At 66.5% G+C, this 21,402-nt stretch carries 20 protein-coding genes and 1 pseudogene; 8 read left to right on the forward strand and 13 right to left on the reverse strand.

Translation table 11 applies throughout. From position 1 onward, the window contains the following. Positions 1-5: 5 nt before the first annotated feature. The 6 genes and pseudogenes from EV691_RS03060 to EV691_RS03085 form a co-directional block, all read right to left on the reverse strand. Complete coding sequence (locus EV691_RS03060; protein WP_131298907.1) at positions 6-923, reverse strand: LysR substrate-binding domain-containing protein; 918 nt, start codon at positions 921-923, stop codon at positions 6-8. Between the two features lie 197 nt (positions 924-1,120). Next, positions 1,121-2,641 carry a tripartite tricarboxylate transporter permease gene (locus EV691_RS03065; protein ID WP_131298906.1) on the reverse strand — a complete coding sequence of 507 codons (1,521 nt, stop codon included), beginning with the start codon at positions 2,639-2,641 and terminating at the stop codon, positions 1,121-1,123. Positions 2,642-2,650: 9 nt separating this feature from the next. Next, complete coding sequence (locus EV691_RS03070) at positions 2,651-3,160, reverse strand: tripartite tricarboxylate transporter TctB family protein (RefSeq protein WP_131298905.1); 510 nt, start codon at positions 3,158-3,160, stop codon at positions 2,651-2,653. A 63-nt stretch (positions 3,161-3,223) separates the two neighbouring features. Further along, on the reverse strand, positions 3,224-4,201 hold the full coding sequence (locus EV691_RS03075; protein WP_131298904.1) for a tripartite tricarboxylate transporter substrate binding protein: 978 nt from the start codon (positions 4,199-4,201) through the stop codon (positions 3,224-3,226). Between the two features lie 36 nt (positions 4,202-4,237). Further along, positions 4,238-5,628: pseudogene (locus tag EV691_RS03080) on the reverse strand (enolase C-terminal domain-like protein). Between the two features lie 625 nt (positions 5,629-6,253). Then, the gene (locus EV691_RS03085) at positions 6,254-7,087 is read right to left on the reverse strand and encodes a sugar phosphate isomerase/epimerase family protein (protein ID WP_131298903.1); all 834 of its coding nucleotides are present in this window, start codon (positions 7,085-7,087) and stop codon (positions 6,254-6,256) included. Positions 7,088-7,384: 297 nt separating this feature from the next. Between EV691_RS03085 and aqpZ the strand changes: the two genes are divergently transcribed. Together aqpZ and EV691_RS03095 are read left to right on the forward strand one after the other, a co-directional pair. Then, a complete protein-coding gene (gene aqpZ / locus EV691_RS03090; protein WP_131298902.1) occupies positions 7,385-8,101 on the forward strand; it encodes an aquaporin Z in 717 nt (238 codons plus the stop codon). 203 nt (positions 8,102-8,304) lie between these two features. Beyond that, positions 8,305-9,411 (forward strand): glycoside hydrolase family 5 protein, encoded by a 1,107-nt coding sequence (locus EV691_RS03095; RefSeq protein ID WP_131298901.1) that lies wholly within the window; start codon positions 8,305-8,307, stop codon positions 9,409-9,411. Here the strand turns inward: EV691_RS03095 and EV691_RS03100 are convergent. Continuing rightward, positions 9,397-11,157: an ABC transporter ATP-binding protein/permease gene (locus tag EV691_RS03100; protein WP_131298900.1), complete on the reverse strand. Its 1,761-nt coding sequence runs from the start codon at positions 11,155-11,157 to the stop codon at positions 9,397-9,399. The two genes, EV691_RS03095 and EV691_RS03100, sit on opposite strands and share 15 nt — an antisense overlap. A gap of 446 nt (positions 11,158-11,603) precedes the next feature. Here EV691_RS03100 and EV691_RS03105 point away from each other — a divergent pair, with 446 nt between their 5' ends. From EV691_RS03105 to EV691_RS03125, 5 genes are read left to right on the forward strand one after another with little or no spacing between them, the layout of a single operon-like run. After that, positions 11,604-12,095: a hypothetical protein gene (locus EV691_RS03105; protein ID WP_039806009.1), complete on the forward strand. Its 492-nt coding sequence runs from the start codon at positions 11,604-11,606 to the stop codon at positions 12,093-12,095. Between the two features lie 20 nt (positions 12,096-12,115). Beyond that, positions 12,116-12,403 carry a hypothetical protein gene (locus tag EV691_RS03110; RefSeq protein WP_131298899.1) on the forward strand — a complete coding sequence of 96 codons (288 nt, stop codon included), beginning with the start codon at positions 12,116-12,118 and terminating at the stop codon, positions 12,401-12,403. A 46-nt stretch (positions 12,404-12,449) separates the two neighbouring features. Then, on the forward strand, positions 12,450-13,229 hold the full coding sequence (locus EV691_RS03115) for an arylamine N-acetyltransferase family protein (protein ID WP_131298898.1): 780 nt from the start codon (positions 12,450-12,452) through the stop codon (positions 13,227-13,229). Positions 13,230-13,249: 20 nt separating this feature from the next. Beyond that, the gene (locus EV691_RS03120; protein WP_131298897.1) at positions 13,250-13,615 is read left to right on the forward strand and encodes a YidH family protein; all 366 of its coding nucleotides are present in this window, start codon (positions 13,250-13,252) and stop codon (positions 13,613-13,615) included. A 54-nt stretch (positions 13,616-13,669) separates the two neighbouring features. After that, a complete protein-coding gene (locus EV691_RS03125) occupies positions 13,670-14,815 on the forward strand; it encodes an eCIS core domain-containing protein (protein WP_131298896.1) in 1,146 nt (381 codons plus the stop codon). 545 nt (positions 14,816-15,360) lie between these two features. Here EV691_RS03125 and EV691_RS23240 read toward each other — a convergent pair. Beyond that, positions 15,361-15,528 carry a hypothetical protein gene (locus EV691_RS23240; protein WP_165496563.1) on the reverse strand — a complete coding sequence of 56 codons (168 nt, stop codon included), beginning with the start codon at positions 15,526-15,528 and terminating at the stop codon, positions 15,361-15,363. 1,081 nt (positions 15,529-16,609) lie between these two features. Here EV691_RS23240 and EV691_RS03130 point away from each other — a divergent pair. After that, positions 16,610-17,653: a patatin-like phospholipase family protein gene (locus EV691_RS03130; protein WP_278250238.1), complete on the forward strand. Its 1,044-nt coding sequence runs from the start codon at positions 16,610-16,612 to the stop codon at positions 17,651-17,653. 47 nt (positions 17,654-17,700) lie between these two features. Here the strand turns inward: EV691_RS03130 and EV691_RS03135 are convergent, their stop codons facing one another. From EV691_RS03135 to EV691_RS03155, 5 genes are all read right to left on the reverse strand, one after another. Next, positions 17,701-18,258: a DUF4136 domain-containing protein gene (locus tag EV691_RS03135; RefSeq protein ID WP_207390214.1), complete on the reverse strand. Its 558-nt coding sequence runs from the start codon at positions 18,256-18,258 to the stop codon at positions 17,701-17,703. A 232-nt stretch (positions 18,259-18,490) separates the two neighbouring features. Then, positions 18,491-19,093 carry a DUF4136 domain-containing protein gene (locus EV691_RS03140; protein ID WP_131298895.1) on the reverse strand — a complete coding sequence of 201 codons (603 nt, stop codon included), beginning with the start codon at positions 19,091-19,093 and terminating at the stop codon, positions 18,491-18,493. Positions 19,094-19,163: 70 nt separating this feature from the next. Next, positions 19,164-19,922, reverse strand: a complete 759-nt coding sequence (locus tag EV691_RS03145; RefSeq protein WP_131298894.1) for a methyltransferase domain-containing protein — start codon at positions 19,920-19,922, stop codon at positions 19,164-19,166. Further along, positions 19,919-20,224 carry a MazG-like family protein gene (locus tag EV691_RS03150; protein WP_131298893.1) on the reverse strand — a complete coding sequence of 102 codons (306 nt, stop codon included), beginning with the start codon at positions 20,222-20,224 and terminating at the stop codon, positions 19,919-19,921. The genes EV691_RS03145 and EV691_RS03150 overlap by 4 nt, the downstream gene beginning before the upstream one ends. Positions 20,225-20,300: 76 nt before the next feature. Then, the gene (locus EV691_RS03155; RefSeq protein ID WP_131298892.1) at positions 20,301-21,398 is read right to left on the reverse strand and encodes a type II asparaginase; all 1,098 of its coding nucleotides are present in this window, start codon (positions 21,396-21,398) and stop codon (positions 20,301-20,303) included. Positions 21,399-21,402: the final 4 nt, after the last annotated feature.

Below are 21,402 nucleotides of genomic sequence, written 5' to 3' on the forward strand. Positions count from 1 at the left end.
GGCCGTCAATTTGCGGCGAGCGGCTCCTGCTGGGCTTCCCGAGCCGCCTGGCGCACGGCTTCGCGCACCGCGGCGAAGGCCGGGTTGTCGTTGTCGTCGCGCCAGACCAGGTGCAGCTCGCTGCACACCCCGCCCGGCAGCTCCAGGGCACGGAAGCGCACCCGCTCGAAGCGCACCGCGCTGGCGCCGCGCGGCACCAGGGCCAGGCCCATGCCGGTGTTGACCAGGGCGAGAATGGTCAGGGTGGAACCGAGCGACTGCACGTAGTCCGGCTCCACGGCGCTGGAGCGGAACATGCCGGTGAGCAGTTCGTTGAACGGCTGCCAGGCGCCATGGGCATAGATGATGAAGGGCTGGCCGTGCAACGCGGCCAGCGTCGGCGTCGTGGCTTCGGCCAGCGGATGCTCGGCGGGCACGGCGAGGACGAAGGGCTCGCGCACCAGGCATTCGCCGATCAGCCCCGGTTGGTTGAGCGGCGCGCGCACGATGGCCAGGTCGATGCGCCGTGTGCGCAGTGCCTGCAATTGCTCGAAGGTGGTCATCTCCTGCAGGGCGATCTGCACCTCGGGGCGCTCGCGCCGGGTCTGCGCCACCACCCGCGGCAGGAAGTCGTACACCGCACTGGCGACGAAGCCGATGCTCACCGTGCCGCTCTCGCCGAGGGCGGCCTGGCGGGCGCTCTGCGCCGCGCGATGGGCCTGGTCGAGCAGCGCCTGGGCCTCGACGAAGAAGGCGCGGCCAGCGGCGGTCAGCGCAACCGAACGGGTGCTGCGGGTGAACAGCGCCACGCCCAATTGATGCTCCAGCAACTGGATTTGCCGGCTCAGCGGCGGCTGGGTCATATGCAGGCGTTCGGCGGCGCGCCGGAAGTTCAGCTCCGTGGCCAGGGTGGTGAAGCAGCGCAGTTGGGCCAGCTCGAACATTGATTCATCCAGGGTATCAATCAAGTGCTTGATTAGATTAGACCTGGATCAATTCGGCCGTCCATCATATGTCCAGCGCAATGTGCAGGCAGCCGACATCGGCTGGCGCTTCCGAGGGGCGTCGAGGGGCGCAGCGGGGAGAGGAACTGAGGAGGGCGAAGTGGCCGCCCCCCCTCAGAGAGGGGGCGGCATGGCGATCAGGTACGCAGGATTTCGTTGATCGCGCTGGGTTTGGGGCGCAGGGCGCTGAACACTTGCCAGAGGACGAATGCCAGAGCCAGGCCGAGGAAGGTGCCGGCGATGGGGGTGGTCAGGAAGTCCATGAAGTTGTTGTCCGACAGCATCAGGCCGCGGCGCAGGTTGGTTTCGGCCATTGGCCCGAGGATGAAGCCGATGATGAACGGCGCCGCCGGCGTGCCGGCCTTGACGAAGGCGTAGCCGAGCAGACCGAACAGCAGGATCGACCAGACGTCGAACAGGCGGCTGGACAGACCGAAGGCACCGACCACGCAGAGCACCAGGATGATCGGCAGCAGGATGTGCTTGGGCACGTCGAGCAGCTTGATGAACAGGCGCAGGCCGTAGAACTCCATGAACAGCATCATCACCGTGGCGACGATCAGCGCGGCGAAGATGGTGTACACCAACGGGCCCTGGCTGACGAACAGCAGCGGGCCGGGCTGGATGCCATGGATCAGGAAGCCGCCGAGCATGATCGCGGTGACGGTGTCGCCGGGGATGCCCAGGGTCATCAGCGGCATCATGGCCCCGCCGATGCCGGCGTTGTTGGCGGTCTCGCTGGCCACCACGCCACCGATGTTGCCCTTGCCGTAGGAGTCCGAATCCTTGGCGCGCTTCTTGGCGATGATGTACGACACCAGGTTGGAGGTGCCGGCACCGATGCCCGGCAGGATGCCGATGCCCAGGCCGATCAGGCCGGAGCGACCGGCATTGGGCAGTTGCTCACGGAACTCCTTGAGCGAGAAACCGAAGCCCTTGATGTTCTTCATGCTGACCGAGCGCGCCTTGCCCTGGACCGCATGACGGCCGGTTTCGGCGAGCTTGATGATCTCGGCCACGGCGAACATGCCGATCATCACGGTGAGCATGGAGAAGCCGCCGTTGAGTTCACTGATGCCGAAGGTGAAGCGGCGCACGGCCTCTACCGGGGCGATGCCGATGGTCGACACGGCGATGCCCAGGGCGCCGGCGAACAGCCCCTTGACCATGGAGCCGGCCGACAGCGTGGCGATCAGGGTCAGGGAGAACACGGCGATGGCGAAGTATTCGTGCGGGCCGAAGCTCAGTGCCACCTTGGCCAGCTGCGGGGCGATGAACATCAGCGCTGCGATGCTGAAGATGGTGCCCAGGAAGGAGAACACGATGCCGACACCGAGCGCCTTGACGCCCTGGCCCTGTTCCATCAGCGGGCCGCCGTCGAAGACCGTGGCGATTGATGAGGGCGTGCCGGGAATCTTGAGCAGGATCGCCGAGATCAGCCCGCCGGAGGTGGCGCCGATGAACAGGGCGACCAGCAGTGACAGGCCCGCCTGCGGGCCCATGGTGAAGGTCAGTGGCAGGCACAGGGCCACGGCCATGGTGGCCGACAGTCCTGGTACCGCGCCGAACACGATGCCCATGGCCACGCCGATGGCCATCAGCAGCAGAATGTTGAGCGAGAAGACGGCACCGAAGCCTTGCTGCAGTAATTCGAGCATGGTCGATCCTCAGAGGAAGTTCAGCAGTCCCGGGGGCAGCATCAGATCGAAGGCCTCGCGGAACAGCAGGTAGATGACGGCCGAGCTGATCACGGCGATCAGGGCGTAGGTCGGGTGCCGGACCTTGTGGTTCAGCGGGGTCAGCACGATGAACTGCAGATACAGGTAGACGGCGGTCATGATCGGGAAGCCCACCGGCCCGAGCAGGGCCATGTAGCCGAGTATCAGCCCCAGGGTCTTGAGCACGGTCTTGGGCTCGATGATTTCGGGAGCCGCTACTTCGGCGCTGTCGTCCGGCAGTTGGCTGGGCGTTTCGGCTGCGGCCTGCGCCTTGTTGCCAAAGGCGCTGAACAGCTGCATCACACCCAGCAGGGATAGCAGTCCGGCCAGCAGAACGGGAACCGTGGCGGCGTCGACGCCTTCGTGCCCAGGCAGCCGATAGGCCATCACCATATAGACGATGCTGGCGCCCAGCATGGCGACGCCGATGATCAGTTCTTTCTTGTTCAGGGTGCTCATCGCATACCTCGATTTACTGAGGCGTACCGCCGGCCGATCACGCGGCCGGCGGTACGTTATGGCTTATTTGACCTTGTGCAGATCGTCCTTGAACTGCATGAAGTCTTCGCGGGTCTTGGCCAGGATCGCCTTCGACTCCTCGGTGCCGAAGTAGGCCACCGGCTGCTTGAACTTCTTCAGATCCTCGGCGTACTCGGGGATCTCGGTGATCTGCTTCATCAGGTCGGCCATCTTCTTGACGATGGCCGGGTCGGTGCCTTTCGGGAAGGCGACCACATACGGCTTGTCGAGGGTGATGTCCAGGCCCTGCTCCTTGAGGGTGGGCACGTCACCCAGCAGTGCGTTGTGCTCGTCGTTGGGCTGGCCCAGGGCGACCATCTGGCCACCGTTGACGTAGTCCTGCACCGAACCGTAGCTGATCGCTCCGAGATCGACACGGCCGCCCAGCATGGCCACGACGCGGTCGGAAACGGTGCCGGCATCGACCATCTTCAGCTGGGTGCCGGTGAGTTTTTCCAGCATCAGGCCCTGCACGTGGGAGAAGTTGCCCATCTCGGTGCCGTAGGTGAGGCTGCCTGGTTCGGCCTTGGCCTTGTCGATCAGGTCTTTCATGCTGGTCACGCCGGACTGCCTGGAGGCGACGAACACCGCACTCTTGTCGACACCGGCGATGCAGGCGACGTCGAAGACTTCGTAGCTGTCTTCGGACAGGCCGGCCACTTCGTTGACGATCAGCTGACCCGGGTGGGTGAAGAGGAGGGTGTTGCCATCCGCCGCCGCGCCCTTGACCTGTTCGGCGGCGAGGGTGCCGCCGCCGCCGGCGACGTTGGTCACCACCATGGTCTTGCCGGTGATCCGGTTGAAGTACTTGGCCATCATCCGGGCGTTGAAGTCGGTGTCGCCGCCGGGGTTGGCGATCACCACCACCTGCACGGGGCGGGTGGGCCAGTTGACCTCGGCGGCGACGGCGGCCGACTGGGTGCCGAGCGTGGCGGCGGCGACCATGGCGGAGAGCAGGGAGGCGCGGAGTGTTTTTTTCATTGTCTTCTCCTTGGAGGGATGTGGGGCGTACGGGGTTCAGCGGGCCAGGCTGGGATGCTTGGGGTCGTAGCGCCAGCCGGGAATCAGGTACTGCATGGCCATGGCGTCGTCGCGCGCGCCAGTGGCCACCTTCTTGTACAGCTCGTGGGCGGCGATGATCCGCTGCATGTCCGGCTCGATGCCGAGGCCGGGTCTGTCCGGCACCTCGACCTGGCCGCCGACGATCTGCAGCGGCTCGCGGGTCAGGCGTTCCTGGCCTTCCTGCCAGATCCAGTGGGTGTCGATGGCGGTGATGCGCCCCGGCACGGCGGCCGCGGCATGGGTGAACATGGCCAGGGAAATGTCGAAGTGGTTGTTCGAATGCGAGCCCCAGGTCAGGCCGAATTCCTCGCACACCTGGCCGAGGCGCACGGCGCCCTGCATGGTCCAGAAATGCGGGTCGGCCAGCGGGATGTCCACTGCCTCCAGGCGCAGCGAATGGCCCATCTGCCGCCAGTCGGTGGCGGCCATGTTGGTGGCGGTGGGAATGCCGGTGGCGCGCTTGAATTCGCCCATCACCTCGCGGCCGGAGTAACCGTTCTCCGGGCCGCAGGGGTCCTCGGCGTAGGCCAGCACCTGGCCCTGGCCCTTGCACAGGCGAATCGCCTCGTCCAGCGACCAGGCGCCGTTGGGGTCGAGGGTGACGCGGGCCTGGGGGAAACGCGCCTTGATCGCCGTCACCGCGGCGATCTCGTCCTCGCCGCGCATCACCCCGCCCTTGAGCTTGAAGTCGCTGAAGCCGTAGCGGGCGTGGGCCGCCTCGGCGAGGTGGGCGATGGCCTCGGGGGTGAGCGCCGCCTCGTGGCGCAGGTGATACCAGTCGTCGGCGGAGCCTTGGCCGGCCAGGTAGGGCAGGTCGGTGCGCCGGCGCTCGCCGATATAGAGAGGTAGGCCAGCATCGGCACGCGGTCGCGCTGCTGGCCGGCGCCGAGCAGTTCGGCCACCGGCACCTCCAGATGCTGGCCGAGCAGGTCGAGGAGGGCGGCCTCCACCGCGGTGATCACGTTGTCCAGGCGCAGGTTGATCTCGTGGGGCTGCTTCAGAACGGCGGCTTCCGCCTCCGAAGTCACCTGGTGCACGGTGGCCTGCGGGCCGCTGCCGCGCCCGGCGAGGGTCTGGCGCAGGCGGTTCAGGATGCGGTTGTAGCGGCCGATCGGCTGGCCGACGACCAGATCGCGCGAGCGCTCCAGTGCCTGGCGGATGCCCTCGCCGCCGGGGACCTCGCCGATGCCGGTGCGTCCGGCGCTGTCGCCGAGCAGGACCAGGTTGCGGGTGAAGTACGGGGCGTGGGCGCCGCAGAGGTTGAGCAGCATGCTGTCATGCCCGGCGACCGGGATGACCTGCATCTCGGTGACGACTGGCGTGGCGGTGGCTGGAGTGGCGGACATGCGGAGTCTCGTCTTGTTGTTATTTGATGTTATGCGTCGTCGTACGACATTGGTGAATTAGTATCAATGGATGGCGCTCGTGTCAATGTCGTCATGTCCCGGGGCGAAGGGCACCCGGTTTGGGTGCAGATGGCGAGGGGCGGTTTTCGAGGCGTTTCGGGGGATGGGTTTTCAGTCGCTCGCTCGGGGCGGCGTGCTCTCTTGAGGTTATATGATGTCTGTGGCGATCTGGCCGTCCCCTGCGAGGCTGGACCGTTTCAGGGGGCGGAAGTCCATAGCTGGGCGTGCAAGAGATGCCGATATTCTTTTCGGCCCGCCTGGTCTTGCCGTGTCATAAAGTCAAACGCTCGTTTGCTCGCTATTTTCCGCCCGCAGCACGGGCCGCGATCAAGACGGCTCGCCAGCCCCCGTTCGGTCAGCCCATCGCGAAACCCGTATCGTTGCCGTGGCCGGTTCGGTCGGCACGACGCCTCGCGCAATCCCGGCAGTCAGGGCGGCCTCGAGCCGTTCCAGTGCACTCATCGGCTTGGTCTGGAGCTCGATCCATTCCGGCACGCCGGCACGCCGGCACGCCGGCGCGGGGGCCGCGCCGTATCTCCGCCCAGACCTCGGGCGGATACAGCCGTCAGGCTACTGGAAAGGCCTTTGGGCGCATGCCCTCCACCAGCGCCCTAGCCGCCTGCAGGGCGGCGCGGGCCCAGGCTTCGGGGCCCATCTCGGCGACGCGCCGGTCGTTGGGGATCTCGATGCTCACCGGCAGCCCGGCCGGCAGCTCGCGCCACAGCCGGCGCAGGTCGAGGCCGCCCTCGCCGGGCAGCAGGCGCTCGCCGCGGGCGGCCTGGATCAGGGCCTCGGTAGTGGTCGGACGCTCGGCCGGGCCGTCGCAGATCTGCGCGTAGTGCAGCCACTCGGCGGGGATCTCGGCCAACTGCTCGAAGCGGCTGGCCGAGCGGTCGAAGTGCAGGGCGTCGACCAGGATGCCGCCGTTGCGGCGGTCGGCACGGCGGACGATGCGCAGGGCACTGTCCAGGTCGCGCACCGGGGTCCAGGGCATGAATTCCAGATCGGCCGACAGGCCGAACGGCAGCATGGCGTCGCACAGGCGCGCGTAGTGTTCGATCAGGCGTTCCTCCTCGGGGTCGTCGCCGGCCACCAGCACGGCCTTGGCGCCCAGTTCGGCGCCGGTTTCCAGGAAGGGCAGGTAGCGCTCCAGCTCGAAATCCGCACCGATGCGGATCAGCTCCAGGTCGAAGATGCGCACGCCGGTGTCGTTCATCCGCGCCAGGGTTTCGCGCAGCATCGGCTTGTCGGTCATCAGCGGATAGGCCACGGCGCCGGGCGCCACCGGCAGCAGGCGCACGCCGGCCTGGTCGTAGCCGGTACGCGCCGCCAGCTCGATCATCTGCGGCGGGCTCAGCTGCAGGGCGGTGAGCTGGGCGATGGAGTAGGTCGGTTGCATGGGCGTCTCCGGTTTCTTGTTGTCGTTTGGCGACCGGCTCGATCCCGCGGACCCGGGAGCGGGCCGCCGGTCATGGTCCCGGGACGGTTCTGCCCGAAGGACCTTCGGATATTGGCATTTATGGAACTTAATTCCAATAAATAACATTGCTCCGCTGGCCTGCCTGCTGGGCATGCGCGCAATCCCCTTCCGTGGGAAACAGTTTCCCATCAGGGGAACGCCGCAGACCCCTGACTAGACTTGCCGTGCGTCTCGAAGGTGGAGAGGCGCTGCCCCCAGATCCATGGAGATTGGAAAATGAACAGGTATGGCGCGGAGTTTCTCGGAACCTTCTGGCTGGTGCTCGGCGGCTGCGGCAGCGCGGTCCTCGCCGCGGCCTTCCCGGAGGTCGGCATCGGCCTGCATGGTGTCTCGCTGGCGTTCGGCCTGACGGTGCTGACCATGGCCTATGCCATCGGCCACATCTCCGGCTGCCACCTGAATCCGGCGGTGTCCATCGGCCTGTGGGCCGGCGGGCGCTTCCCGGCCAAGGACCTGGCGCCCTATATCGCGGCCCAGGTGCTCGGCGGGATCGCCGCGGGCGCGGTCCTCTACGTCATCGCCAGCGGCACCGCCGGCTTCGACGTCGCCAAGGGTTTCGCCTCCAACGGTTACGGCGCCCATTCGCCGGGCGGCTATTCGCTGCTGGCGGCGCTGGTGACCGAGGTGGTGATGACCCTGTTCTTCCTGCTGATCATCCTCGGCGCCACCGACAAGCGCGCCCCCGCCGGCTTCGCCCCGATCGCCATCGGCCTGGCCCTGACGCTGATCCACCTGATCAGCATCCCGGTGACCAATACCTCGGTGAACCCGGCGCGCAGCACCGGCGTCGCCGTGTTCGTCGGCGACTGGGCCCTCGCCCAGCTCTGGCTGTTCTGGGTCGCGCCGATCGTCGGGGCGCTGATCGGCGCCGTCGTCTATCGGCTGATCGGCGTCGAGGAAACCGGTTTCGCCCGGCAACCGGCTCGCAGCTGAGCTGTGCCGGACGCAGCCCGGCTTCTCTCTCGTCATCCGGTGGGCCGTGCTGCGCAGTTGCCCACCCTGCAAAAGCCGACCTCTCGCCAGAGCCCTCGCGGCCGGGGCCGCTCCCAGCCATTAACTCCCGTGTGCCGCCCCGGCTCCAGCGAGGCGGTCCATCTATGCTATTCGAGAGGCTTTTTCCGCAGGGGAGTACAAGGATGAACAAGAGCGATCTGAAATTGCGCGGGGTCAATCTGGGCAGCTGGCTGGTGCTGGAGAAGTGGATGGTGCCGAGCCTGTTCGAGGGCCTGGCGGCCACCGACGAGACCACCTGGTGCGCCGAGCTGGGCGAGCGGGCCGGCGAGCGCCTGCGTGCCCACTGGAACCGCTGGATCACCCGCGACGACTTCGCCTGGCTGGCCGAGCGTGGCCTGAACGCCGTGCGCATTCCGGTCGGCCACTGGATCTTCGGCCCCGACTACCCCTATCACCCGAGCTACGGCGAGGCCCGCTATCCCTTCGTCGAGGGCGGCATCGAGGTGCTCGACCGGGCCATGACCTGGGCCTGGGAATGCGGCCTGCACGTGGTGCTCGACCTGCATGCCGCGCCGGGTTGCCAGAACGGCTTCGACAACGGCGGGATCAAGGACGTCTGCGAGTGGCACACCCGCCCGGAATACCGCGAGCACTCGCTGTCGGTGCTCGAGCGGCTGGCCGAGCGCTACCGTGAGCACCCGGCGCTGCATGCCATAGAAGTGCTCAACGAGCCGCGCTGGGACGTGCCCACCGACTACCTCAAGGCCTACAACCTGGACGCCTACGCGCGCATCCGCCGGCACTGCTCGGCCGAGCGGGTGGCGGTGGTGTTCCACGACGGCTTCCGCGACTTCCGCGAGTACCTGGGCTTCATGCAGGGGCCGCAGTACCGCAACGTGATCTTCGACATCCACCGCTACCAGTGCTTCGAGCGCGGCGACATCGACATGGACATCTACGGCCACATGCGCAAGGCCGCCGGGGACTGGAAGGCCGAGGCCGATGCGGTCATCACCGAGCTGGGCCTGCCGACCATCTGCGGCGAGTGGAGCCTGGGGCTGGACCTCAGGGTGGTGTCGCTGTGGGCCGAGGGACCGTTCAACCATGCCCTCGAGCACATGGACGCCTTCCAGGAGAGCGTCGCCTACCGCGGCTACGCCGCCGCCCAACTGGCCTGCTTCGAGAAGTACCAGGGCTGGTTCTTCTGGAACTACAAGACCGAGACCACGCCGGCCTGGTGCTTCCGCGACTGCGTCGAGCGCGGCTGGCTGCCGTCATCCTTTGCGTAGCCCGCACAGTTCGCTGGCGCAGGCGAGAAAGCGCGGCTCGGCCTGGCGGTTGAGAATCAGCTTGCGCGTGTGGTGGTGTTCCAGCCCGGCGTGGAAGCTGATGGTCAGCAGGGTCGAGTCGGGCAGCTCGCGGCAGAGCATTTCCAGCATGTAGTCCTCGCCCTTGGGATCGAAGGCGTCGGTGGCCTCCTCGAGGAACACCCAGGGCGGCTGGTGCAGGATCAGCCGGGCGATGGCCAGGCACTGCTGGGCGCGCAGCGGCAGCACCCGGCTCCAGCTGTCGGTTTCCGAAAGGCGCGGGGCCAGCCAGGCCACCCCGGCGCATTCGAGCGCATGGTGCAGTTCCGCGCGGCTGAAATGGTTGGGTTCGCGCGGGTAGCTGAGCACCGACTCCAGGCTGCCGTCGGGCAGGAAGGGGTGCTGCGAGAGGAACACCACGCCGGCGTCGTCGGGCAGCAGGATCTGGCCGTTGCCCCAGGGCCACAGTCCGGCCACCGCCTTGAACAGGCCGATGGTCACCGCCGGATCGCCGGCGATCAGCACCCGCTCGCCGCGGTGGATGGTGGCGTTGAGGCGCTCGACGAGGATCTCGCCGTCCGGATTGGCCAGGCACAGGTCGCGGAACACCAGCTCGTTGGCCCGCCCGTGGCCCAGCTCGATGCGGTGCTCCACCGGCTGGCGCTCGCGCTCCTCCAGCTGCAGCATGTCGTTGTGGAGGCTGGCCACCCGGTCCGCCGAAGCCTTGCACTTGGCCAGTTCGCCGAGGTTGTCGATCGGCCAGGAGAGCGCCGAGGTCAGGCGCTGGAAGGCCTGCGCCGCCTGCATCAGCACGCCGAGGGTCATCGCCCCGGAGATGTACTGCGGCGCCGCGACCAGGATCGGGAACACCGGCAGCAGCGCGCCGTAGCCGGCGGAGAAGGACACGATGCCGAGGTAGCCGATGGTCTGCCGGTTCCAGCCGTGGCCGACGTCGGCGAACAGCCGGCCGGCGTAGTCGCGCTCGATGCCCTCGCCGTGCATCAGGGCGATCGACTCGGAGTTCTCGCGGGCCCGCGCCAGGCCGAAGCGCAGGTTCGCCTCGACCGTCTGCAGCCGGTTGGTGGACTTGGTCAGCGGCCGGCCGAGCAGCAGGCCCAGCACGCTGCCGCCGCCGGCGTAGAGGAAGGCCAGCAGCACCAGGAAGCCGGGGATGACGATGTCGGTGCCGGGCAGCGCCAGGCTGCCGGAGAGCTTGAACAGGATATCGACGAAGGTGCCGAGGATCAGCAGGGAGAAGACCAGCGAATGGGCGAGGTTGATCGCGTTCTCGGTGGCGATGCGGATGTCCTCGGCGATGCGCCCGTCGGGGTTGTCGTGCTCGCCGCTGGTGAACTGCAGCTTGTAGTGGTGGGCGCGGGCCAGCCAGTGGTCGAGCAGGTGCAGGGTCAGCCACTGCCGCCAGTCCAGCTGCAGCCAGCGCTTGACGTGCAGGTGCAGCGCGGTGACCAGCATGGTCAGGGCGAAGATCAGCGCGAAGGTGGCGATCTGCAGCAGCAGGGTGTTGAGCGAGCGCGCCTCCAGGGCGTCGAACAGCTCGCGGTGCCAGTAGCTGGTCCAGATCGCCAGGCCGACCTGGCCGAGGGTCAGCAGCAGCAGCATGCCCACGGCGCCGCGCACCAGCCATTTGCGCTCGCTGTTCCAGTAGGGCTTGACCATGTGGGCGAACTGCCACCGCAAGGGCGGCGGGTTCAGGCTGCTCTGGCTCATCGGCGTTCCTCCCCCGGCCCGCCCGCCATGGACGCGGCCGGCGCCTGTGCCAGGCGCCGGCTGTCCGCCTGCAAGACCACCCTCAACTCGCAGAACGACATCCCTTTCACCTTAGCCGCCCGCTGGCGACGCACGACATCCATCGGCCCGCCCGCAGGCGCGTCCCGATATCGACCCCGGGGAAAGTCTGCCGGGGCACCGGCGAGCCATCGCTGCGACACCCGTCTGGCTGGTCGATAGGGACAGCTTAGCCCGCCCCCGGCTCGCCTGTTGGGCTGCGAGACTGCCGGCTGTCGTGGCGGGGAGCCATACTGAGGAGGGTACGCCGGATGCCGGGCAGGTCTGCGCCTTCGGCAACGGCCTGTCCGGGGTCGGACAGCGCTGCCGCTGGCTGCGCTGCGCCGGCAGCTGTAACCTGCTGCGCCATCGCCGAAAGAGTCCTGCCTATGCTCGGAAACCCGCATTCATTCATCATCGGCGTCTGCGTCTGTCTCGCCGTCCCGGCCCTGGCCGACAACGCCAGCCCGCCGCAGAGCCGGCAGGCGCATATCCATCATCAGGGCCACAGCGTGATGCCCTTCTCCCTCAAGCGCACCCTGCACGTCTTTCGCATGACCGAAAGCGGCGGCAGCATGCAGGTGGTCATCCGCAAGCCGGGCGCGGCGGACCAGCTGTCGGGCATCCAGCGCCATCTCCTGCACATGGCGGCGCGCTTCTCCGGCGGCGACTTTTCCGTCCCGGCCAGCCTGCACGGCGAGAGCATGCCGGGCCTCAGGGAGCTGGAGGCCGGTGCCGCGCGCATGAAGGTCACCTACGCGCCCCTGCCCGACGGCGGCGAAATCCGCTTCGAGGCCGAAGACCTCGAGATGATCACCGCCATCCACCGCTGGTTCGGCGCCCAACTGTCCGAGCACGGCGCCGATGCGCAGGCGCAGTGAGGAGACCGGGGAGTCGATATATGGATGACCTCGGGGACTATCTGCTGAGGCCGCTGGTGAAGGGGCTTTACCTGCTGGTGCGCCTGGCCCTGTGGCTGGTATTCGAGCTGCTCGTCGAAGTGATCGCCTGGTGGATTGGCTGGTGCGTTTGCCGGGTCGCCAGCCTCAACGCCTTTCCGCGGGAGCGCATCGGCGAATACGACAGGGCCTCGCGTCCGGTGGCCCTGGCCGTGTGTGTGACCGGCATGCTGGCGCTGCTGGTGCTGGGCGCGGCCCTGGCATGGGCGGCCGCCAGCGGCACCGGCTGACGGCGGCGTCCGGAGTCAGATCCCTTTTCGAATCAAGGAAACATGCATGAAAGCTGAAAACTTCGCGCTGGAGGACTACTTCGAGCGCATCGGTTACCGCGGCGCGGCGCGGGCGGACCTCGCCACGCTGACCGGGCTGATGCGCTGCCAGCTGTTCACGGTACCCTTCGAGAACCTCGACGTGCAGGCGGGCAGGATCGTTTCGCTGGTGCCGGAAGAAATCGTCGGAAAGATCGTCGGGCGCCGGCGCGGCGGCTATTGCTACGAGGTCAACGGGCTCTTCTGCATGGCGCTCGAGGCGCTGGGGATTCCCTACCAGTTCGTCGCGGCGCGGCCCATGTTCTACCCGGTCAGACGGCCGAAGACCCATATGGCGATCGTCGTGACGCTGGAAGGCGGGCAATGGCTGTGCGACCTGGGCTTCGGCAGCTACGGCATCCGCGCGCCCATGCGCCTCGACCGGCTCGATGTCGAGGTCCGCCAGGACGACGATGTGTTCATGCTGAGCCGGCCGGACGGGCGGGAATACCTGCTGCAGGCACGGGTGAACGGCGAGTGGCTCAGGCAGTTCGCCTTCGACCTGTCGCCCCAGGAGTGGATCGACTTCATGCCGGCCAACTACCTGAACTCCACGCACCCCGAGGCCATCTTCGTGCAGAAGCTGCTCGTCGTGCGCCATGCGCCGGACGGCAGGGCAATCCTTCTCGGCAACACCCTGAAGACGGTGAAAGCGGGCGAGGTCCGGGTGGAGTCGCTGGCGGCGGAAGATCTCGACGCGGTGCTGGTCGATATCTTCGGGCTGCCCGGCATGGGCGGCGTGCTCTGAACGTCCAGCGAGGGGAAGTCATGTCCAACCTGCAAGATCCCCGGGTGCTGTTCGCCGCCGAGCGGACCCTGCTGGCCTGGAACCGGACCAGCCTGGCGCTGATCGCCTTCGGCTTCGTGGTCGAGCGCTCCGGCCTGCTGGTGCGGGCGCTCGCCCCCGACAGTCTGGCCGCAAAGGACTTGGCCATCACCTTCTGGCTGGGCCTGGCCTTCATCGCGCTGGGGGCCTTCGCCGCCCTCTATTCGTGCCGGGAATACCTGGTAGTGCTGAGATCCCTGACGTCCGCCGAATATCCGCCGGGCTACGGCGCGCGCTGGGGGATTGTCGTGAACCTGATCGTCGCGCTGCTCGGCGCCAGTCTGGCGCTGGCGCTGTATGTGCATTGAACTCCGTCCGGCGCGCGCGTGATGGCACTCACTCTGAAGGCAAGGGAGGAGGGCATGGCAAGGCATTCGGCGATCATCCGCGGGTTGCGCGTGGCCGGCATCCTTCTCGCGCTCGCCATGAGCATGAGCATGGGCGCGGCCGCCGGCGGCGGCGAGCCGGGCGGCGAAATCCTCGACGAGGCCGCCCCGCTGGAAGGCATCGGGCTCGACGAGCTGCATCGCCAGATCAAGGCGCTGATTCCGCCGTCGCAGACCTTCGGCGGCGTCGCCGAGATCAACGAGGCCCTGGCGCAGACCGGTGCGCCGGTGCTCCAGGAGATGATCGTCCATTCCCGCGACGAAGCGCTGCGCAATGGCGTGCAGCCGATGCCGCCGGACATCCGCCACCAGCTCACGGGCTTCCTGCCGGAGCGGGTGCTGAATGCGGCGCGCTACCGGGTGCAGGGCGGCGACGACTTCACCCTGCAGTGGAACCTGATTCGCTACGGCGAGGCCCAGGCCATCGCCCTCGATCACGTGGTGATCTTCAAGGAAACCAGCGACGCGCTCTACAACCCGACGCTCTGGGTGCACGAACTGACCCACGTCGACCAGTACCAGCGCTGGGGCATCCAGGAGTTCGCCATCCGCTACTTGCGGAACTACGAAGCCGTGGAGCGCGAGGCCTACGAGGCCGAGACGCGCTACGTCGCCTGGACGAGGCTGCACAACCGGCAGAAGCTGGCCGCCGCCGGCGACCCGACCGCGGAGCGCCCGGTCGGCGACGCGGCTGCCGACCGGGCGCTCGAACCCTTGCCCGCAAAAGTCGCCTCCAGTACCTGCGGCACGGCCGCCGCCACCTGCCGGGTCACGGGGTCCGGCTCCGTCGGCACGCCCTGCTGGTGCAACCTGCCGACGGGGGCGGCTGCCGGCGCGCTGGTGCCCGACCCGACGAACGACAACACCGCCCCGCCCGCGCTGCCGGCCAACGCCTGCACCAGCGCGCGCGGCACCTGCCCGCTGGCCGTCGAAATCGAGGAGGGCTCGCCCTGCACCTGCGTCATGCCCGAGGGCAGCTTCCCCGGCAGCGCCGAACGCAAAAGCCTGGGCGAGCGCTGCGCGACCTACAGCGGCACCTGCCCACTGGCCGCGCCCCTGCTTTCCGGGGAACCTTGCCACTGTCCGGGGCCGATGGGCGCAGTGGAGGGGCATGTGCAGTGAAAGACACTTGGCCATACATGGCATGAGCGGTCATTTGCAGCCGGCTCGACCCTGCCTTGCCAATATTGCGGATCGTCCGCGCGAACACTCGGGCAAACCGTTTTGTGGAGTAGGGCGGCAGAGGATCATTCGCCCGCTGAGCAAGGCGAAAATAGGCGCGATTGAAAAGTAATTATTGAACTAATCAGATATGGAACCTGGGGGCCACCTATAATGGCGTCCTCGATTATCCATGGGGCAGTAGTTGCAAGTGTGGGGCGGAAACCCGTGGTCTTTAAGGCGCCCGGCAGCCGCGGAGTGATAGATGCCGGATCGATAGGTATCTTGAAGCTGATCACCGGTTCAATCGGTAGTGGTCCGCGGCCAGTTACGGGCTTTTCCTCTCTTGTAAATGGGGCGAGGGTTAAAAGTGGATTCTTTTTTCGATTCTCGGAAATTCAGGGATTTCAAAATATTGCTGATGTTTGTGGAGTTTTGAATTGTGGTTCTTGGTTTGCGTAATGTCGAGCGATGTCCTTGTTGCGCGCAACTCCTCCCTCAAGATGTTAATTTGCTCCTGCAGGTCGCTTTTTACTCCAAGTATCAAGCAGTTGATACAGAGTGTCGCTATCAAGACCAAAGCACAAGTAATCCAGCCCTGAATCATCAGTCACCTTGCACGCAGTTGAGATTTGCACAATTGATGCAATGATTTTCATATAATCATTGATCATGCTATTCCTCCCCTTCTAAGGCTAATTTTTTAATTTTTGTTTGATGTTGTTATCGGTCTTTCAAACGTCGTTGAGTTGACAAGGCTCGAGGTTTTCCCTGTTCGCCTTTTATTGGCAAGCCTGAGCGTTGGCATGCCATCTGCCTCAGTACGCAGACGTACTGTCACGGCAATCGTTACCAGGATTTCTACGCGAGGCCGGATTGATGCCCGGTGTTGCGGCATCTCCAGATGCTTGGCTGCAACGGGTTATGGCAGAAAGACATGATTTACCCCCCCCCCTCGATGATGTCGCATTGATGGCCATAATCAACTATGGCTAATCACCATTGCTATGGTATCGCAATGACATAAAAGTGCCATAGTTTCTGTCGTTTTTTCATGCGGATGATGTCTATTTGACATTATTTTGGCGCTCGATGTCATTCAGGTGGTTCTGCGTAGCTGATAGAGTAAATGTCTGTGCCCGAGTAGGGGGGGTGCGTAAAGCACAGCCATGAGCGGTGCAGTGTGCGGACGAGCGATACCTGGTGAGCGCCGACGAACGATATCCCTCAATCGGGCAAACAGGCACTCATGCATTGTGCTGTCAATGTTTGAGGTGATCGAACAGCCTTGTTTGGGCTTTCGCTTGCCTGGGGCGCTCAGGGAAACAGGCTGCATAGGGTCTGCGATGCTGATGGCATGCCTTTGCGCTTATCGCCATCAGCAAGCCAGGTTGGCTCTTGCCGACAAGGAGAGGACTTGGAGTATTTACACCCGGTCACTTTTTCGAGTTGCCCACTGTTCCAATGGCATTTGGCTGTTATTGGGCCTTTCGGCGCACGTCAGTCATGCCCTGATTGAGTGCAGGCGGCATGCCTGTCAGCAAAGTACCTGGGCGGCAATAGTGGCGAATAGAAGCTTTCGGCTTCCCCTTATAACCGTCTGTCGGTATTTCCAGGATTTAGTAATATCGGAATGGATTTTAAGTAAGATGTTTCACGTTTTGTGTCATTTATCGCCAATAAAAAGCGGGTCGGGTTGTCTGCGTGCGGCATTGCCCGGACCCATTCCTTTTGTCGCTGTTTTGGGGGGAAGCCATGCCTTCACCAGTACCAGGCAGGACATCACAGGGTCCCTTGCGTGTGGACCTTGCGCTGCAGGGAGGCGGTGCCCACGGAGCTTTTACCTGGGGCGTGCTCGACCGGCTGCTTGAAGAGCCGAAACTTCAACTGGATGGCATTTCCGGCACGTCGGCCGGAGCCATGAATGCGGCCGTCCTGGTGGACGGCTATGCCAAGGGCGGGGCGGAGGGGGCCCGTCGTGCGCTGGAGGCGTTCTGGCGCCGGGTGTCGAGGGCCTCGCAGTTCAGCCCCTTCCGGCGCGGCCCACTCGATGTGCTGTTCGGGCGCTGGACCCTGGACTACTCGCCCACGTTCCTGACCATGGACATGGTCGCGCGGCTGTTCTCGCCCTACGACCTGAACCCGGGCGGGACCAACCCCCTGCGCACCATCCTCGCCGAATCCATCGATTTCGCGCATCTGGCCGAGGGGCCGATCAAGCTGTTCGTGACCGCGACCAACGTGCGTACCGGCCGCGGACGGGTGTTCCGCAACACTGATCTGACAATCGATGCGCTGCTGGCGTCGGCCTGTCTGCCCAACATGTTCCAGGCCATCGAGATCGACGGCGATGCCTACTGGGACGGCGGCTATGCTGGCAATCCGACCATCACCCCGCTGGTGCGCGAGTGCGAGTCGAGCGACACCATCCTGGTGCAGATCAATCCCATCGAGCGTCCCGGCACGCCGCGCTCGGCGCGCAACATCCTCAGCCGCCTCAACGAGGTCTCCTTCAACTCCGTGCTGCTCAAGGAGCTGAAGATGATCGCGCTGCTGCGTCAGATGGTCTGCCTGGGCGATGACGAAAGCGCGCGCTGGGCGTCGATGCGGATTCATCGTATCTCCAGCGACGTGCTGCTGGAACTGGGCTATTCCTCGAAGCTGAACGGGGAGTGGGCGTTTCTGACCATGCTGCGCGACCAGGGACGACATGCGGCCGAGGGCTTCCTCGAGGCTCATCGCGCCGATCTGGGCCGGCGTTCGACCCTGGATCTGGATACCCTGCTGGAAGGGGTTTGACGGATAGGGCGCCGGCCGTCCGGCCGGCGCCCGCAGCCTCTACAGGCTCAATGCGGCGGGTACTGCGAGAGTACCTTGGCCACGGTTTCGCGGATCATCCGGGTGCGCTCGGCGGGGGAGTAGGGGCCGCTGCGCAGGGTCTGCTGGGCGCTGCCGCGCCAGACCAGCTTGTCGTCGCGGCTGTCGTAGAAGTCGATCTGCAGGGTGCCGACCTGGTAGTCGTAGGTGCGGGTCTCGCCATAGCCGGGGCCGCCCCAGTAGCCGTACCAGGGGTTGCCCCAGTAGCCGCCGGAGTAGGTGGTGACCTGGCTCTGGCGCTGGTCGACGATCAGCCAGACCTGCACCCGGAAGTCGCCCGCGCTGCCGGGCGGTGCCTGGCGCAGGCCGCGCTGGTCGAGCTGGTCGGCCACGGCGGCGCGCATGCGCTGTTCGGTGAGGTCGCTTCTCAGGCGCGGGTCGGCGGGGCGGTACTGCAGCGCCGGCTCCTGCCAGCTCCAGGTGCGGTAGGCGCCGAAGTCGCGCTCGGGGTCGAAGTCGCGTTCGAGATGGACGCTCTGGCAGGCGGCGAGCAGCAGCAGAAGGGGCAGCAGCAGACGGGTTCGCATGGTGGTTTCTCCGGTGGCGGCGCGCGCGGCGGATCGACCGTCGCTGGCGTGGTTCCCCTCGCTCCGGCCGATTTCCCAGAGGGGGAAGGGCGGTGTCGCTGTCCAATCTAAAGTTTGTGATTAACCAATCTATAACCAATCGATGAGCAAGGATTTTTCCGAGGCGGTGCTGTTCGGAAAATTAACCGTAACTAATTGATATTTAAATATTTATAGCAGGCTCTGGCCTTGGCTACGGCGGAAAGCCGTCCAAGGCGCGGCGGGCCGCCTGGTGAAGAGCTTTGGCGCGGCCGGTCTGTCCGTCCTCGACGCTGGCCTCGCCGCTGCCGCTCCACACCCGCTGGCCGTCGGCGCCGTCGACCAGCTCGACATGCACCACCAGCACCTGTTCCTGGTAGTGGCGGACGATGGGCACCGCGCCCCAGGCGCCGTAGCGGTCCCAGTAGTGGCCGTAGCCGTAGTAGCCGGCGAGGCTGCCGTAGTAATCCTCGTAGGCGCGGATGCGCCATTCCAGCTCCAGCCGCGCGGCGACCTGCAGGTCTGCCGTCGCGCCCGGACGGACCGGGCGCAGGCCGCGGCGGTCCAGTTCGGCGGACAGCGCTTCCTGCACCTGGCCGGCCTCCAGGCCGGCGCCGCCGCCCGGCGGGCGGTCGTCCAGCCAGGCCCAGTCGCGGTAGCCGGCGTAGTCCCGCGGGGCGGCCGGATAGACGCCGGGCTCGACGGCCCCGGCAGCCTCGGGCGCCGGGGGCAGGGGCGCGGACTCGGCGCGATAGGGATTGGGGCTCTGGCAGGCGCCGAGCGCGATGCAGAGCGTCAGTGCGGCCAGGCGGTGCATGGGCATTCCTCGGCGGCGCCCAGGCTTCGGCGGGACCGTGGGTGGCGCGGGGCGGCCATTTCTTTTCAGCTTAGCAAGCCGGGTGCGGCCGGCAGAGCCAGTGCAGGTAGCGGCCGAGGCCGGCGAAGGCCGGGTGGCGACGGTAGGCCAGTTCCATTTCCAGCAGGTCGAGCAGTTCCGCCTTGGCCTGGAACTCCGCCGGCATGTAGTCGTGGAACACCCGCACACCGCTTTCGCTGTCGATCTGCCAGGCGCTTTCCATCGCGGCCTTCAACTCGCGCGGGTCGAGCGGGCGCTGCGGGGTCAGGCTGCGCCCTTCGCCGGCGAAGCGTTCCTTGCGCAGCTTGCGGAAGTGGCCCTTGAGCAGGTTACGGTAGATCAGCGCGTCCTTGTTGTAGAAGGCCAGCGACAGCCAGCCACCGGGCGCGGTGAGCTGGTGCAGCACCGGGAGGATATGGTGCGGCTCGGCCAGCCATTCCAGTACGGCGTGGCAGAGCACCAGATCGAAGGGTTCGTCGAGCCGGCCGAGCAGTTCCTGCCAGGGCGCCTGGAGGAAGGTGGCGGGCTGGCCGGCGGCGGCGAAGCGTTCGCGGGCGGCGTCGAGCATCGGCGCGGCCGGCTCGGCGAGGGTCACCTGGTGGCCGCGTTCGGCCAGCCAGAGCGCCATGTGGCCGAGCCCGGCGCCGACGTCGAGCACCCGCAGCGGACGTTCCGGCAGTGCCTCGCTCAGGTCGGCCTGGAGCACGGCGAGGCGGATCGCACCCTTGGCGCCGCCGTAGATCTTCTCGGCGAAACGCAGGGCCAGGTCGTCGAAGTGGCGGTCGCTCATCGGGCGAAGCGCCGTTCGCTGTCGGCCAGCTTGGCGCGCACCACCTCGTCCATATCCAGGCCGAGTTCGGCGCAGAGCAGCAGGAGGTAGAGGACCACGTCGCCGATCTCCTGGCCGGCATGGGCCAGCTGGTCGGCGGGCAGGGTGCGGGATTCGTCCTCGCTCTGCCACTGGAAGATTTCCACCAGCTCGGCCATTTCCACGCTGGCGGCCATCGCCAGGTTCTTCGGGCTGTGGAAGCGTCGCCAGTCGTTGGCGTCGCGGATGGCGTGCAGGCGGCGGGTGAGTTCGGCGGTGTTCATGGCGGGGCTCCGGCGCAAAGGCGCATAGCTTCGACCCGCAGCGGGCGGGCCGCAAGTGCGGCACCGCCCGCATCGCTCAGTATTCCCAGAAGATCCGCTGCAGCTCCTGGCTGTCCTGGGTTTTGCTCAGGGCGAGCATGGCGAGGATGCGCGCCTTCTGCGGGTTGAGGTCGTGGGCGACCACCCAGTCGTATTTATCGTCCGGCTGCTCGGCATTGCGCAGGACGAAGCCGCCCTGGTCGGCGCGCGAGGCGCGGATGATCTGCAGCCCCTCCTTGCGCAGCGCCCGCAGGGCCGGCACCACGGGGGCGGCGACCGAGCCGTTGCCGGTGCCGGCATGCACGATCGCCCTGGCCCCGGCGCCGGCGAAGGCCCGGTAGGCGGTGTCGTCGAGGTTGCCGTAGGCGTAGGCGATGTCCACCCGCGGCAGGCTGGTGATCTGCCGGATGTCGAACTCGGAATTCAGCGTGTGGCGCTTGGCCGGCAGGCGGAACCAGTAGCTCTTGCCTTCGACCACCATGCCCAGCGGCCCCCAGGGGCTCTTGAAGGCTTCGGTCTTGATGTTCAGCGCCTTGCTGACATCGCGCCCGGAGTGGATCTCGTCGTTCAGGGTCACCAGCACGCCCTTGCCGCGCGATGCCGGATTACCGGCCACGGCGACCGCGTTGTACAGGTTGAGCGCGCCGTCGGCGGACAGGGCGGTTCCCGGGCGCATGGAGCCGACCAGTACGATGGGCTTGTCGGTGCGCTCCACCAGCGTGAGGAAGTAGGCGGTTTCCTCCAGGGTGTCGGTGCCGTGGGTGATGACAATGCCGTCGACCTCGGGATTCTCCGCCAGCTCGGCGACGCGCCGGCCGAGCGTCAGCAGCTGCTCGTTGGCGAAGCTTTCCGAGGCGAGCTGGAGGACCTGCTCGCCGCGCACCGCGGCCAGCTCGGCGAGTTGCGGCACGCCGGCGAGCAACTGCTCGACCGGGACCTTGGCCGCCTGGTAGGTGGCGCTGTTGGCGGCGCTGGCGCCGGCGCCGGCGATGGTGCCGCCGGTGGCGAGGATCACCACCCGCGGCAGCTGGCGCGCCGCTTCGGTCGGCGCGGGCTCTTCGGCGTGCAGGCCGGGCGGGAGCAGCAGGGTCAGGGCGAAGAGGGCCGGGCCGAGGGCGTTCAGAAGGTGCTTCATGGCT

The organism is Azotobacter chroococcum (assembly GCF_004339665.1).
Lineage (GTDB): Bacteria > Pseudomonadota > Gammaproteobacteria > Pseudomonadales > Pseudomonadaceae > Azotobacter > Azotobacter chroococcum.